This window comes from Thermococcus sp. 21S7 (assembly GCF_012027615.1).
Classification (GTDB): Archaea; Methanobacteriota_B; Thermococci; order Thermococcales; family Thermococcaceae; genus Thermococcus.
Window position 1 is genome coordinate 33,528 of record NZ_SNUT01000009.1, and the last position, 13,181, is coordinate 46,708.

The following is a 13,181-nucleotide window of genomic DNA, read 5'->3' on the forward strand; positions in this document are numbered from 1 at the left end:
ACGTCACCCAGGTCAGTGCTTGTAGAAGTGTGGAATTAACGCGAAAGCCTCCCCCGTATCGCCATTATACCTCTCGTAGGGTATCTTTGTGAACGAAAAATTAGCCCCAGTATATCTCTGCACCTTGGACCTGTCCACCCTGACGCCTGACCAGTACGCAACATGTTTCACGGTTGAAGTATCGACGGTTATCCTTCCGTCGCAGATGTTCAGCCATCCAGAGACACCGGCCCAGACCCACTCATCTTGGCTCCACTGAGGGGTATCCGTATCGTGGTCGTACATTCTCCAGCATCCAGACGACGAAATGACGGTCTTTGAGGTCCACGCGGACACGCTGGCTATGGAAACCAGACTCACGGGGCAGAGGGACAAGCGTAATTGCCCAAGTTTCTTCGTATGTACCACCCCAAATAGGGTTTTCATAATGCCATAAAATACCGGGGTATATAAGATTTTTCAGTAAACAAAAATAGTTTCACCAAGTGTCAATTAAAGTACCACTAAAAGACGGATGAAGGACTACCGCCGCCTCCTTAGGAACTCCCCAACGTCCGTGACGTTCAGGATGAACTTTCCCCTGCTCTCGGGATTTATCCTTCCGATTCCAAGGATAATCCCGTTCTCGTCGTAGATTACGAGCTTCTTCGTCCCCCTCCAGTCGTACCTCCTCACGCCGCTCCTGGGAACGTCCTTGCCCGTCGTGAAGAGAAAGCCCGCCTTCGGGCTCAGCACTGCGTAGTTCTTCGCAACGTCAACGAAGTAGAAGAACTCGACGTTGGGATAGAACTTCTCGACCAGGTTTTTGTCCACCTTTATCGTGCCCACGAAGGTCCCGTAGGCGTAGGGCCTGACCTTCATTCGCTCAATCTCCGCCCAGACAGTTTCGTTTACCGCGTAGACGTCGCGGAACTTCCCCTCAACCACGGCAAAGAAGTGGTGCCTGAGCTCGCCGTACTTCTCGGCCTCGCGGAGGATTAAATCGTACTCCCATGAGGAGGCGCGGCGGTAGCGGAGTTCCTGACTCATGTCACTATGCTTGGTGCGGAGCTTAAAAGCTTAGCCCGTCCCGCTGGGAGGGCTGGCGTTTTCGGGGTACGCGACTATAACGCTGGCGTTCTCAGGAATGCTGTCGTTCATGTGGACGTGGATGTAGTAATCGGTAACCATCCACTGGGCGGTTGCTGCGCTGATGAAGGCCGAGATACCCAGGAAAGCGATTATCGCGGCGGCAACTCCCTCCGGGACTTTCTCCTCCACCAGCCAGAGAACGGGAACTCCAGCAATTGACGACACGAGCCAGAGGGCAAACGCCGCGGAAATCAGAGGATTTTCTGTATCTGAGAACTGAAGTAACGCCAGAGCCGAGCCCATGACGCCAAGGGCAAAGTAAGCCGAGCCGAGTAGCCTGCCCCTTTTCGGCCTCGGGGAGATTCCCAGGTAGTAGACCGCCGCCATCGCCAGAAGAAAGTACGCGATGATCAGGATGGGCAGGCTCCAAGCAATCCTAGAATAAACGGAATTGGGAATTACCGCCGAGAGTACCACGACAGGAAATCCACAGAAAAACAAATTGATGGCCAGTTGAACGATGAAGCAACCAAGCAGGAGGGGGAGCTTCCAGTTCCTCATGTTTTCAAATAACCGCCTATGGTATATCTACTTTTCGAGCCCATCGAGTAGCCTTGCAAAGCCCTCCATGTTAGTCTTCTCAAACTCCTCCTCGAACTGGAGGCCGAGCTCCGCTATCTCCTCGGGGGTTATAGTCGCCTCCGGCTCCTCCGCGTTTATTCCCGGGCAGGATGCATCGTAGTAGAGCCAGAGGGTTTCACCTTTGTATCGGAGCGGCCTCTCGCCCTCGACACCGAGGGGTTTGCGGGAGACCATGAAGGGATAAATCCTGCAGATTACCGGATTCACATCGTGAACACGGCACTTTCCGGTCTCCGGGTCGTGGAAGACGCAGCCCAAGTCCCACTCCCTCACCGCGAGGACGAAGCGTATCTTATCCCCCTCAACCGAGAACGTCACAAAGTCCTGGGGGTCGTGACCGGTCTTCGCTATTCTCTCTATATCATTCAAAGTTAGATAGATGTGCCTCCCCCTGCAGCAGTCGAGGCAGTAGAGACACCTGAAGGGCACCGGCTCGGTGAATGGTTTTGGTTCGAACCTCATGAAGTTTCATTCAGGAGAAAGGTTAAAAATGCATCGGAATATTTTCGAAAACTATTCGACGAAAGGTTTTTATCAGTTCGAAGTGGATACTTTATTTGCAAAAAAGCGTTTTGGAGGTAGTACCTATGGATGAAGTTAAGAAACCTTCCGGGGCCGAGGGTGAGAAGAAGCCGATGACCCCGGATGAGTACAGGGAGGAAACGGCCAGGAAGCAGGTGGCCAGCCTGATGGCGCACTGGCAGTGGTATCTGGTTCTGGGAATCGTCCTGCTCGTTCTCGGTATCGTCGGTCTCGGCATACTGCCGTTCGTGACCCTTGCCAGCATCGCGGTCTTTGGAGTTTTCCTCATAATCGGTGGTGTCATTCTGATAGCCGTTGCACTGTTCACCCGCGGTGAGAGCGGGGGGACGCGGATATTCCAGCTCGTGCTGGCGGCGCTCTACATAATAGCCGGAGCGGCAATGCTGGAGGAACCCCTCCTATCGGCCCAGATACTGACGTTCATACTGGGCGGCGCGTACTTCATCTTCGGTATCGTCAAGGTTCTCATGGGCTTCAAGACCGAAGGTGGGGGCGTGGTAATCTTCTCGGGCGTCATCGACTTCTTCATAGGGGTCATGATACTCGCCAACTGGCCCGAGTGGAGTCCGTGGGTCATAGGCCTCTTCGTGGCGATTGAGCTTATGGTCGCAGGTGCGAGCTTCGTAGCACTGTCCCTCGGGGCAAGGTCTATGAAGAACAAGCCCGAGGCCCAGGCATGAGCCAGAAAAGCGAAAGAAGCGAAAAACGAAACCTTCTCTTTTTCCCTCTTTTAACATCAGTCCTTTGGATACGCGGCCTTAAAGGCACCCCAGTCGGACTCAGGGCCGTAGGTGACGGTGAAGTTAACCATCTCGTAGTTCCGTGGAACATCGTCCGGCTTGTAGAGTATCAGGTGATATGAGCCGTCGAGGTACCAGTAGGAACCCGGGGGTATGCGGAAGGTGTACTTGGATATCGTGACCTTCCTAACGCATTCCGCCTTCTTAATGTACGCAGTTCCGCTCCACACGACCACGTCCATGCACCAGCCTGGGGTCTTGAGGTCAAGAACAACGTAGTCCCCGTAGTCCTCGTCGCCTTTCAGAACCAGGTTGTTGTACAGGTCAACGGCGTTCTCCCATTCCATACTGCCGAACGTTATGTTCTTCATTATCAGTAGCTGTCCCTTGGGCGAGGCAACGCCGTACGGCACGGGGTTGTAGGATATTATCGGATAGTACACTATGTAGAATATAACCAGCCCGAAGAGCGATGCTATGAGAAGAACCTTAAGGCGAAAAGAGGTTTCGTAGGAGAGTTTCATAAAAACCACCTCACGAGCTTTTAACAGACACTTTGAACGCTCCCCAATCCGTCTCTTCTCCGTAGGTCACGGTGAAGTTGACGAGCTCATACCTCTGAACCGGGCCGTTCTTGTGGAAAACGAGGACGTATCCCGGCTCCAGGCTCCAGCGGGCTATCTCCTTGGCCTCGTGGGTTGGAACCCTGTTGAAGGCGTACTTACTCAGCTGAAGCTCCCTCGCACAATCGTACTTCTTCACCCAGCCGTTGGCCGAACCTCCCCAGGTCCACAGGTCAACGCACCACTGCGGTGTGGAGACCGCAATCGTCAGGGTATCGTCCAGCTCATCACTTCCCCCGAGGACGAGGGCGTTGTTCTCGGCAGTGAACGGAACGGCGTTCGTATAGGTAACTCCCGCGATGGTGAAGTTCTGGGCGAGCAGTATCTGGCCCCTGGGGGACTCCACTTTAAACGGATCGACCTGGTGGGAGATGAGTGGATAATATACTATCATGAATATAGCGATTCCAAAGATGACCGCCAGTATAAGAACCTTCACCCTAAACGTGGTCTCGTAGGATATCCTTGACCTACCGCCTTTCGCCACTCCGGCTCACCTCAGCCCATAATTGTTCATCAGTGCTTAAAAGTTTTACTGAAGAGAAAAAGTTTCATAGCGACCTCCCCTAGATATATACCCACGCGCTGCTTCAAGAATGTACTGGTTACTTTTTATATTCTGAACCATAATGCTTATATTAAAGTGCACCACCTACTATTTGAGGTGATTAGTGTGAATATTATTGAAACTGAGAACCTCACCAAAGTGTACGACGGTACCGTAGCCGTCGATCATCTTAATCTAGCAGTAAAGAAGGGAAGGGTCTTCGGTTTTCTTGGACCAAACGGTGCCGGCAAAACAACAACAATCCTCCTTCTCCTGGGGTTACTGGAGCCGACAGAAGGAACGGCCCACGTTGCAGGGATAAACGTTCAAGAAAAGCCAGTTGAAGTCAAGAGGATAAGCGGTTTTGTACCCGCGGAGGGCGGCCTCTATCCAAACCTGAGCGCCATGGACAACCTGCTCTATTTCGCCAAGTTCTACAGGATTCCAAGGGGCGAAGCCGAAAAGAGAGCGAAGGAGCTCCTTGAACTCGTGGGACTGGAGAGTGCGGCCGGTAAGAAGGTCGGCGGCTTCTCCACCGGAATGAAGCAGCGCCTCCTCCTGGCGCAGGCACTCCTGAACGACCCCGAAGTGCTCTTCCTGGATGAACCCACGAGCGGCCTTGACCCTCGGGGAGCGGTGGAAATAAGGAACCTCCTGCGGGGGCTCAGGAAAGAGGGAAAAACGATTTTCTTCTCGTCCCATATCCTCAGCGAAGTCGAAGAGGTCAGCGACGAGATAGGAATAATCTCAAGGGGAAAGCTCCTGATCAGCGGAAGCCAGGAGGAGATAAAGAAGAAGTTCATGGAGGACAAGATGGTGATAACCGTCGAAACCAAAGAACCCCTGGACATCACAGACCTGAACGTTGAGTTTATAGGGTGGCGCAAGACCGGGCCCAACGGTCTGACGGTTTACACCTCAAAAGACGTCAGGGAAGAACTGATAACGGAACTCACGAACAAGGGCTACACGGTCATAGACATCCATCTGCACGAGCCGAGTCTCGAAGAGGTATTTCTTGAGCTCGTCTATGGAGGTGAGGAGCAATGATAGGGGCAATAGCGGGAAAGGAGTTCAGGGACTACCTGACGAGCAAGAGATTTATTGTGCTATTTGCGTTCCTCCTCGGTGTTACGCTGCTCGCCCTCGTGCAGGTTAAGGTAGGGATGACCACGTGGCAAGGAATTTCGATAGAGATAGGGAAAGAAAACCTCAAGGTATACCAGGTGATGGGGGGCGTAACCTACTACCTGAGCCTCATCGGAGGTATCTTCGCCCTAGCGCTGGGCTTTGATGCAATAACGAGGGAGAGGGAGAACAGAACGCTGAAGGTGCTCATGAGCCATCCAGTTTACCGAGATCAGGTGATTCTCGGCAAGCTCCTGGGCGGGGCTATGACCCTGGCAGTGGCGGTCATTGTGACGTTCCTCATAGTCCTTGGAACCCTCATGGGGCTGGGCATCACAGTGGACGGTACCGCCGTTATCCGGCTGGCGGTCTACTTCCTCTTCGCGTACATATACCTCATGGTGTTCTTCGCCATGGCGGTGGCTTTCTCCACCAGGTCATCCTCAAGTGGAAATGCCCTTATGTACTCCCTGGTGCTCTTCCTCGTGCTAACCTTAGTCATCAACGCAATAGCACCCATAGTGGCGGACCACGTGGCTGGGCCAAAGCCCCAGCCCCCGCAGGAAGCGTTCGTGGACTATTCCGGGAACGTAACCTTGGAGGAACTGCAGGCGCAGGAAAAGCTCTGGCAGGAGTACGACGAACGGATACAGGAATGGAGCAAGAGGTACTTCGGAACCATCGATAAAATCAACAGCCTGTCACCTACCTCGGGCTTCCAGCAGATAGCGCAGTACGTACTGAATCCGCACGCACGCTCCTTGGAGGACATGTTTTCAGCGGTACTGGGATATGGAACTACCGAGGAGGAGCCGAACTACACCCTCGCAGAAAGCCTCTCGTTCGCCAAGAGGGAGATAGCCTTCCTGATAGCGTACGTGGTAATAACCTTCATCGCAGCATACCTTGGGTTCGTAAGGGCTGAGATAAGGTGAGGGGCATGAGAAAGCTCACCGGACTCGCTTTTCTTTTCCTTCTGCTGACCATACCCCTGGAAGCAGCAACGACGATAGGAATAACGCTTCATACAGGGCAGAGTGTGGTCGTCAATGGAATAACCGTGGAATTCACCGACTTCTCAGGCTCTGGACAGGTTGCCTTCAAAATAAACGGAACGACTCGCATCCTCTCCTTTGGTGAAACCGTGAAAATAGCCAGTGGAATCAACATGACCGTTGGGAGCCTGAAAACATCGGAAGGAGCAGTCCACGTTGTATTCTGGGGAACCAACCTGAACATCAAACGCTCCCCCAGCAGCGTCCAGCTTGAGACCCAGTTCCCGAGTAAGGTGACGGAACCGGGAAAGAAGGTTGTCTTCACCGTAACCGTCAGGAACACCGGAGACGACGCGTTCATCCCATTATCCGCGGAGGCGCCTTTCGGATGGAACGTCAAAATAATGGGGGGAGACTCCGAAATCAACGGGGTCTACCTGAAGCACGGAGAGAGTGCCACCATAAGCGTTGTCGTCACAGCAGGCCAGAGAACCGGTAAATTCCCCATCGTTCTTAAAGCGGGGGAAAGCGAGCTGAGCCTTACCGTTATCGTCAGGAGCGGTGGAGTTTCCATAAGCTGTCCGTATCCAATCAAAGAAACGGAGGCAGGAGAAGACGTCCATTTTACCCTCCACCTGACATCCCCTGGAGCCAAAGTTCTGGAGTTGAAGGCGGAAGTGCCTGAGGGGTGGAGCGCAAGGTTCATTGCAAACGGAGAACCTATCAAAGCAGTTACCGTCGAAGGGGAAGCCCAAGTAACGCTCGTCATCAGCGTACCGAGCAATGCACCGGTAGGAGATTACAAGGTTAGGGTGCGGGCGGGAGATTCGGAGGAAACCCTCGGGGTTCACGTCAGCAAAACCCATGCGGGCGAGAACGGAACGCTCACAGTGAAGGTGCTGGACGAGGAGGGCGGAAGCTACATAGCCGGTGCCCTAGTGGAGCTTGTGGGGCCGGAAGGCGTTTTGACGGAGGCAAAGAGCCTTTCCGACGGAACCGCAAGCCTCGAAGCCCCGGAGGGAGAATACACACTCAGAGTCTCCAAGAAGGCGTATAAAACCGTGGAAAAGACGATCAGACTCAAGGCCGGACGGGAGAGCGAGGTGAAGGTGAACATGCGCAGATTGCCCTACTACTTTGACCTCGAAACCCCAGAACCCTCAAAGAGTGAACCTCTGGGCCAGACCTTCACGTACGCCGTTGTAATCAGAAACCTCGGAAGTGAAGACGACTCCTACTCGCTGAGCCTCACAACTCCAGAGAACTGGGGCGGGATGATAGTTGAGGATCAAAACTCACGGACGGGCGTTGGAAGTGTCTACGTCAAGGCAGGGGAGGAGAAGACGCTCTACGTTATCCTCATACCACCCGACAACGCTAAACTCGGAAACTACACGGCGACTCTAACCGTCAAGTCGAGCGGCAGCGGGGAGGAGAAAAGGGCGGGGCTAACGGCCACGCTCACCGGAAGCTACGGAATAGGGATAAGTCTTGAGAAGTACAGCCTCCGGGCGGATGCGGGTGGAAGAGCGGAAACCAATGTGAGAGTTTACAGCACCGGCACGAGTCCCCTAACTAACGTAAAACTTGAGGTGAAGGCTCCCAAGGGCTGGAGCGTCAGGGTGGAACCTAAGAAGGTTCCAACACTAAAGGGGAACGACGAAGTCGAGTTCACCGTGGAGGTCTTAATCCCAGAGAACGTCGATGCCGGGGACTATGTACTCAACATAAAGGCCGTCAGTGACCAACGGAGCAAAGAAACAAGCGTTAGAGTAACCGTAAAAAAGGGAAGCGGTCAGACGTACATCGGCATCGGAATAATCGTAGGGGCCATCCTCATCCTCGGAATGGTGCTCTGGAGGTACGGAAGGCGGTAGTTCAGGTGTTCAAGTGGGCATCAAACTCTTTACTCTTTTTATAATTTGCATATTTCCTGTCGAGCCGCTTTGCCACGTACGGTCCGTTCTTCCGGTAGCCGAACTTCCGGTAGTAGTTCCTGACGCCGACACCGCTGATGACGAGCATCTTCTTGACATCAAACTCCTCCCTCGCTATCCTCTCAGCCTCCGCAAGGAGTTCCCTTCCATAACCGCGGTGCTGCCACTCATACTTCGGCTTTCCGCCTATCGGCACGAGCGGCCCGTAAATGTGGAGCTCCCTGACTATCGCCGAGGGACAGCAGTTTATCTCCTTCCGATGAGCTTTTTCGCTCGGAATCCTGAGGCGGAGGAAGCCGATTAGGATGTCGTTCTTAACGTCCTCGAAGCTGAGGAAAATCTCCCTTCCTCCGGCGGCATCGTAGTCCTCGCGGAGGAGCCTGATGTGCTCTACCTCGGGCTGGATTCCGAACTTCTCCATCATGTGGCCGACTTCCCTAAAGCGAATCTCCCTCGGTCTTATGCCCCTCTTCACGAGTTCGTTGAAGACGAGCTGACCGAGGTTGGAGTGCTTGACGCCGTCAACGATGAGCTGAACCGGAATGTCGCGCTGGATCCTCATCACCCTGACCCACTTCGGGAAGAGCTTGTAGGCCTCAACGAGGAGTTCAACGGCCTCCTCCGTGCGGTAGGGGCGGTACTTCCCTTCCTTCCACCAGCGGTAGAGCGGCGCATCTGCCGTAACCAGGGTGGGATACACCTTCAGCATGTCCGGTCTTAAGCGGGAGTCCTCGAAAATCGCCCTGAAGGTGTAGAGGTCGCGCTCAAAGTTGCTTCCGGGCAGGCCGGGCATTATGTGGTAGTTGATTTTAAGTCCCGCATCGCGGAGGAGCTGTGTGGCTTTAACTATCTCCCCGACGCCGTGCCCCCTTCTGGTTCTCTCGTGGATGAAGTTGAATATGGTCTGCACTCCAAGTTCAACCCTCGTGGTTCCGAGCTTCAGCATCCTGTCTATGTGCCTCTCGAAGGCCCAGTCCGGGCGGGTCTCGATGGTCAGGCCAACCATCCTCACCTTCGCCTTCTCGTTCTTCCGCTGCTCGTCTTCGAGGTAGTAGTAGGGCTTTGCGTGCGTTTTCTCCCAGGCTTCCTTGAACTCCGGGTCCTCATCAAAGACTGACTTATCCTTCTTCACTATCAGCCTGACGAGCTTCTCCTCAAGGTTCTCTATATCCTTAAAGTGCGGGAAGTCGTTCATCGCCTTGAAGGCGCACTTGACGAACCACTCCTGGTAGTCCAAATCAACGGCCGGGAAGGTTCCGCCCTGGATTATGACCTCCACCTTGTCCACGTCGTGCCCTATGTCGGTGAGCTGCTTCAACCTACGCATCATGATGATGTAGGGATGATAGGCGCTCTGAACGGCCCTCAGGGCGGAGGGTTCCTTTCCGGTGTAGCTCTGGGGGGAGCCGACGCTCGGTCCCCCGGGACAGTAGATGCAGCGCCCATGGGGACACGGGAAGGGCTTGGTCATCATGGCGACCACAGCGACGCCGCTTATCGTTCTCGTCGGCTTTCTCCTGAGCAGATCCCTGAACTCCTCGCGCCTGTCCTCCGGGATGGCCTTGAGGATGTCCGAGTTACCGGGAATCTTTGAGAGATGATACTTCCTGGATACGGCTATCTTATACCTGTTGAGCTCCTCACGGCCCTTTATCTCGCCGTTCATGACGGCCCTCGCGAGCTCTTCAACGGCCTTCCTGAACTCACCCTCCCCCATCTCAACACCTCTCGGCTGGAGTTGAGGCTCGGTTTTAAAAGGGTTTGCCGGAAAGTTTATATTCACTTAGTGAATAATTCAGTTGGTGAATAGAATGCGCTTTGTAGACAGGGAGCGCGAGATGGAAGTTCTTGAGAGGGCCAGAAAACGCTCTCGGAGGAAACTCTACACCCTCGCAATCTACGGCCTCAGGCGGGTAGGCAAAACAAGGCTTTTAAGGGAATTCCTGGGCAAGAACGACATTTACTTCTTCGTGAACCGGGGTAAGAGCTCCGTTTCACTCCTCAGGGAGTACTCAGAGATTCTTAAGGAAAAGGGCATCCTCTCAAAGAGGGAAACCATAACGAGCTGGAGTGACTTCTTCGAGGTGCTCTTCGAGAGATTTGAAGGGGTTGTAGCCTTTGACGAATTCCAGGACTTCAGGTTTGTTGATTCTGCCGTCTATCCAACACTCCAGAGGTGTATAGACGAGAACGAGGATAGGTCAATCCTATTGATCTTCACAGGCTCAACCATTGGCATGGTGGAGAAACTCTTTAAGGACTCAAAAGAACCCCTCTACGGCAGGATTAAGCGAGAACTTCGCCTTGAACCGCTGAACATCAGGGGAAGTTATTTAATGGCCAAAGAGCTTGAAATAGAGAACCTAGATAGCTTCATAACGCTCTACGCCGTCTTCGGAGGTTTTCCCCGCTACTGGGTGGCGGTTGAAGATGAGGAACTTGAAGGCGAGAGCGCGGAAAGAATCCTTGAAGAGTTAATCTTCACATACTCAGCACCGCTTGAGGAGGAAGTTCCAAGAATCCTCTCAATTGAGTTCGGCAAGCGCTCCGGGATTTATTACGATATCTTAGAGGCCATAGCCAACGGTTCAACATCGCCAAGTGAAATTGCGGGCTACCTGAACAGAAAGGAGACATCCATAACGAGGCAACTACACGAACTTGTCGGCTATTTCAAGCTTGTTGACTACGACAGGGCAGTTCTCGGAAAGGGGGGAGTCCTCCACATAAAACATCCCTACCTCAACTTCTGGTTTCGATTCATCCAGCCAAGGCTCAGCGAGTACGAGGTGAACAGGGAAAAGCTTTGGGAAGATGTCCTCCACAAACTTCCAGACTACGTTGGTCAGAGGTTCGACTTTGCCTGCAGGGAGCTTGTGAGACTCGCCGAAGAAAGAGGCATCATCCCCCTCGAAGTCTCAAAGATTGGGAGGCACTGGGGGTACTACAGAGAAGAAGGCAAGAGAAGGGTATACGAGATCGATATCGTCGCACTCGACGCCGAGAGGAAAAGGGCACTCTTTGGCGAGTGCAAATGGAGGAAGAAGGCGATAAACACTGAAAAACTCGTTGAAGAGCTGAAAAGAAAGGTAGAACTAACTGGATGGAGAGGGGAGAGTTACTATCTTGTAATCGGGAGAAAGCTAAAGAACGTCCCGGAAAACGTTATAGCCCTTAACGAGGAAGACATCAAAAACCTGCTGGAGGGAAAGTTATGAACCGCAACGAGCTCGTTGCCTTCCTTGACGAATACCTCAACGTTCAGGCTTACCCCGACAAGTCGAGCAACGGCCTCCAGGTGGAGGGGAAGGCGGAGGTCGAGAGGGTAGCGTTTGCGGTCGATACAACACTAAGAACAATCGAGAGGGCCGCAAAGGCCAGGGCAGACATGCTCATCGTCCACCACGGCATGATATGGGGCGGCCTCGGCTACATCACCGGGATACACTACAGGCGCCTGAAGGCCCTCATGGAGAGCGGGATAAACCTCTACGCCGCCCATCTGCCCCTGGATGCGCACCCCGAGGTCGGCAACAACGTCGAGCTGCTCCGCCTCCTCGGTATTGAGCCCAGGGGCCCCTTCGGCGAGTACCGGGGGCTGAGCGTGGGATTCTATGGGGAGTTCGCTGAGCCGCAGCCCATCGAGAAGGTGGCACAGGTAATAGCCGAGAAGCTTGGAACGACCGTGAAGACCTACGAGTTCGGGGCGAGGGAGATAAAAACGGTCGGTGCCGTGAGCGGGGCCGGGGCCTTCGCACTTGAGGAGGCGCACAGAAAGGGAATCGACCTGCTCGTAACGGGTGAATTCACCCACGCGGATTATCTGACGGCCATCGACCTGCCCCAGAGCGTCCTCGTTGCCGGCCACTACAAGACCGAGACTCTCGGGGTTAGGGCCCTGATGACTGTCGTAAAAGAAAAGTTCGGGGTGGATGTTTTCTTTATAGACGAGCCGACGGGACTCTGACATCTCCCCTCCCTGAAGGGCGAGCCTTTCAAAAGAAAGATGTAAACACCTACACAAAGGATTAATAAAGATTGGCGCCCAAATTAAAGCAAAGGCGGAAAAGGGGGATACTGAATGAGCAAGGGTCTGCTCATAATGGCCACAATCACAATAGCCCTTGTTGCATACGCCCTGACCACTGCCCAGATACCACCCGCGAGCATAGAGTACAAAGAGGTGTTCTACACAAACAACCAGAGCGTAACGTACATTACCAAAGACGGATTCGGACTGTTCTCGATGGACATCAATCCCAAGGTTAACTCATTTGAGCTGAGTATAGAGTTCCCGGAAGGGACGAGCTACATGGTGCGCTATGGGGATCAGGTCTACAGGGGAAAGGACGAGTTCAAGATAACCGTTGAAAAAGGCAGCCTACCCGATGAAGTTTACGTTCACTTCCAGCTTCCCAAGGAGCTCACGAGAAAGCTCATCTATGAAAACGGTGAAGCGGTTATCACGATACGCGGGGACAAGACCCCCATCTGGCACGCCGAGGACACGATAATAGTGAGGTACAAGAAGAAAGAGTGACTTAAAAACATGCTAAAGCTCTTTTCAATTCTTCCGGTTTTAATATCGAAATAGAAACGTCCAATTCCTCGGCATATTCTTCTATCCAACCCAGTGAGGGTGCTTGGAAAGGATAGACAATCCATAGCTCCGGAAACCCTGCCCTTGACGCCTTAACAATGTTGTAGACTATTCTCTGCCGTATCCACTTGTAGGAGTTCTCAAGCTCGATGGCCAGGAGTTTTTCTCCATCTTTCAGGACGGCCACATCTATCCTGGTCCCATCACCGGTTCTATACTCCGGAACCGCCTCCAGGCCAAGATCCGTTGCGAGAGTGACTAATTCCCTGGTGAGGGTTTTGACTTTGATTTTGAACCACCGAATGTGTTGGATGATTCCGATATAAAAGCTAATCTCCGCCCTGAAGGCTGACCT

The 13,181-nt window shown here is 53.4% G+C and carries 15 protein-coding genes; 7 read left to right on the forward strand and 8 right to left on the reverse strand.

Features of this window, described 5'->3' with window-relative positions; translation table 11 throughout:
- Nucleotides 1-12: 12 nt before the first annotated feature.
- From E3E51_RS12415 to E3E51_RS12430, 4 genes are all read right to left on the reverse strand, one after another.
- A complete protein-coding gene (locus E3E51_RS12415; protein WP_167913428.1) occupies nucleotides 13-285 on the reverse strand; it encodes a hypothetical protein in 273 nt (90 codons plus the stop codon).
- Nucleotides 286-522: 237 nt separating this feature from the next.
- A complete protein-coding gene (locus tag E3E51_RS12420) occupies nucleotides 523-1,029 on the reverse strand; it encodes a hypothetical protein (protein WP_167913429.1) in 507 nt (168 codons plus the stop codon).
- Nucleotides 1,030-1,059: 30 nt separating this feature from the next.
- Complete coding sequence (locus E3E51_RS12425; protein ID WP_167913430.1) at nucleotides 1,060-1,632, reverse strand: hypothetical protein; 573 nt, start codon at nucleotides 1,630-1,632, stop codon at nucleotides 1,060-1,062.
- Between the two features lie 27 nt (nucleotides 1,633-1,659).
- Nucleotides 1,660-2,175, reverse strand: coding sequence for a YkgJ family cysteine cluster protein (locus tag E3E51_RS12430; protein ID WP_167913431.1), 516 nt, complete (start codon nucleotides 2,173-2,175; stop codon nucleotides 1,660-1,662).
- A 125-nt stretch (nucleotides 2,176-2,300) separates the two neighbouring features.
- Here E3E51_RS12430 and E3E51_RS12435 point away from each other — a divergent pair, with 125 nt between their 5' ends.
- Nucleotides 2,301-2,936, forward strand: a complete 636-nt coding sequence (locus E3E51_RS12435; RefSeq protein WP_167913432.1) for a DUF308 domain-containing protein — start codon at nucleotides 2,301-2,303, stop codon at nucleotides 2,934-2,936.
- A gap of 56 nt (nucleotides 2,937-2,992) precedes the next feature.
- Here the strand turns inward: E3E51_RS12435 and E3E51_RS12440 are convergent, their stop codons facing one another.
- Nucleotides 2,993-3,520 (reverse strand): hypothetical protein, encoded by a 528-nt coding sequence (locus E3E51_RS12440; RefSeq protein ID WP_167913433.1) that lies wholly within the window; start codon nucleotides 3,518-3,520, stop codon nucleotides 2,993-2,995.
- A 10-nt stretch (nucleotides 3,521-3,530) separates the two neighbouring features.
- Nucleotides 3,531-4,106, reverse strand: a complete 576-nt coding sequence (locus tag E3E51_RS12445) for a hypothetical protein (protein WP_346765971.1) — start codon at nucleotides 4,104-4,106, stop codon at nucleotides 3,531-3,533.
- A gap of 186 nt (nucleotides 4,107-4,292) precedes the next feature.
- Between E3E51_RS12445 and E3E51_RS12450 the strand changes: the two genes are divergently transcribed.
- From E3E51_RS12450 to E3E51_RS12460, 3 genes are read left to right on the forward strand one after another with little or no spacing between them, the layout of a single operon-like run.
- On the forward strand, nucleotides 4,293-5,216 hold the full coding sequence (locus E3E51_RS12450) for an ABC transporter ATP-binding protein (protein ID WP_167913434.1): 924 nt from the start codon (nucleotides 4,293-4,295) through the stop codon (nucleotides 5,214-5,216).
- Complete coding sequence (locus E3E51_RS12455) at nucleotides 5,213-6,229, forward strand: ABC transporter permease subunit (RefSeq protein ID WP_167913435.1); 1,017 nt, start codon at nucleotides 5,213-5,215, stop codon at nucleotides 6,227-6,229. The genes E3E51_RS12450 and E3E51_RS12455 overlap by 4 nt, the downstream gene beginning before the upstream one ends.
- Nucleotides 6,230-6,234: 5 nt before the next feature.
- Nucleotides 6,235-8,166, forward strand: coding sequence for an NEW3 domain-containing protein (locus E3E51_RS12460; protein WP_167913436.1), 1,932 nt, complete (start codon nucleotides 6,235-6,237; stop codon nucleotides 8,164-8,166).
- Between the two features lies 1 nt (nucleotide 8,167).
- Here E3E51_RS12460 and E3E51_RS12465 read toward each other — a convergent pair whose 3' ends face one another.
- The gene (locus E3E51_RS12465; RefSeq protein ID WP_167913437.1) at nucleotides 8,168-9,943 is read right to left on the reverse strand and encodes a tRNA uridine(34) 5-carboxymethylaminomethyl modification radical SAM/GNAT enzyme Elp3; all 1,776 of its coding nucleotides are present in this window, start codon (nucleotides 9,941-9,943) and stop codon (nucleotides 8,168-8,170) included.
- A gap of 94 nt (nucleotides 9,944-10,037) precedes the next feature.
- On the opposite strand from E3E51_RS12465, the gene E3E51_RS12470 reads away from it, so the two are divergent.
- The 3 genes from E3E51_RS12470 (at nucleotide 10,038) to E3E51_RS12480 (ending at nucleotide 12,766) form a co-directional block, all read left to right on the forward strand.
- The gene (locus tag E3E51_RS12470) at nucleotides 10,038-11,444 is read left to right on the forward strand and encodes an ATP-binding protein (protein ID WP_167913455.1); all 1,407 of its coding nucleotides are present in this window, start codon (nucleotides 10,038-10,040) and stop codon (nucleotides 11,442-11,444) included.
- Entirely contained in the window at nucleotides 11,441-12,193 is a 753-nt protein-coding gene (locus E3E51_RS12475; RefSeq protein ID WP_167913438.1) for a Nif3-like dinuclear metal center hexameric protein, read from the forward strand. The genes E3E51_RS12470 and E3E51_RS12475 overlap by 4 nt, the downstream gene beginning before the upstream one ends.
- Nucleotides 12,194-12,307: 114 nt before the next feature.
- Entirely contained in the window at nucleotides 12,308-12,766 is a 459-nt protein-coding gene (locus E3E51_RS12480) for a hypothetical protein (protein ID WP_167913439.1), read from the forward strand.
- A gap of 1 nt (nucleotide 12,767) precedes the next feature.
- On the opposite strand, the gene E3E51_RS12485 is transcribed toward E3E51_RS12480, so the two are convergent.
- On the reverse strand, nucleotides 12,768-13,013 hold the full coding sequence (locus tag E3E51_RS12485) for a hypothetical protein (protein WP_346765972.1): 246 nt from the start codon (nucleotides 13,011-13,013) through the stop codon (nucleotides 12,768-12,770).
- Nucleotides 13,014-13,181: the final 168 nt, after the last annotated feature.

Coding starts and splice junctions, on each gene's coding strand:
- E3E51_RS12435 (WP_167913432.1), top strand. CDS start 2,301: ATGGATGAAGTTAAGAAACCTTCCGGGGCCGAGGGTGAGAAGAAGCCG.
- E3E51_RS12440 (WP_167913433.1), bottom strand. CDS start 3,520: ATGAAACTCTCCTACGAAACCTCTTTTCGCCTTAAGGTTCTTCTCATA.
- E3E51_RS12420 (WP_167913429.1), bottom strand. CDS start 1,029: ATGAGTCAGGAACTCCGCTACCGCCGCGCCTCCTCATGGGAGTACGAT.
- E3E51_RS12480 (WP_167913439.1), top strand. CDS start 12,308: ATGAGCAAGGGTCTGCTCATAATGGCCACAATCACAATAGCCCTTGTT.
- E3E51_RS12465 (WP_167913437.1), bottom strand. CDS start 9,943: ATGGGGGAGGGTGAGTTCAGGAAGGCCGTTGAAGAGCTCGCGAGGGCC.
- E3E51_RS12430 (WP_167913431.1), bottom strand. CDS start 2,175: ATGAGGTTCGAACCAAAACCATTCACCGAGCCGGTGCCCTTCAGGTGT.
- E3E51_RS12475 (WP_167913438.1), top strand. CDS start 11,441: ATGAACCGCAACGAGCTCGTTGCCTTCCTTGACGAATACCTCAACGTT.
- E3E51_RS12455 (WP_167913435.1), top strand. CDS start 5,213: ATGATAGGGGCAATAGCGGGAAAGGAGTTCAGGGACTACCTGACGAGC.
- E3E51_RS12415 (WP_167913428.1), bottom strand. CDS start 285: ATGTACGACCACGATACGGATACCCCTCAGTGGAGCCAAGATGAGTGG.
- E3E51_RS12470 (WP_167913455.1), top strand. CDS start 10,038: ATGCGCTTTGTAGACAGGGAGCGCGAGATGGAAGTTCTTGAGAGGGCC.
- E3E51_RS12460 (WP_167913436.1), top strand. CDS start 6,235: ATGAGAAAGCTCACCGGACTCGCTTTTCTTTTCCTTCTGCTGACCATA.
- E3E51_RS12425 (WP_167913430.1), bottom strand. CDS start 1,632: ATGAGGAACTGGAAGCTCCCCCTCCTGCTTGGTTGCTTCATCGTTCAA.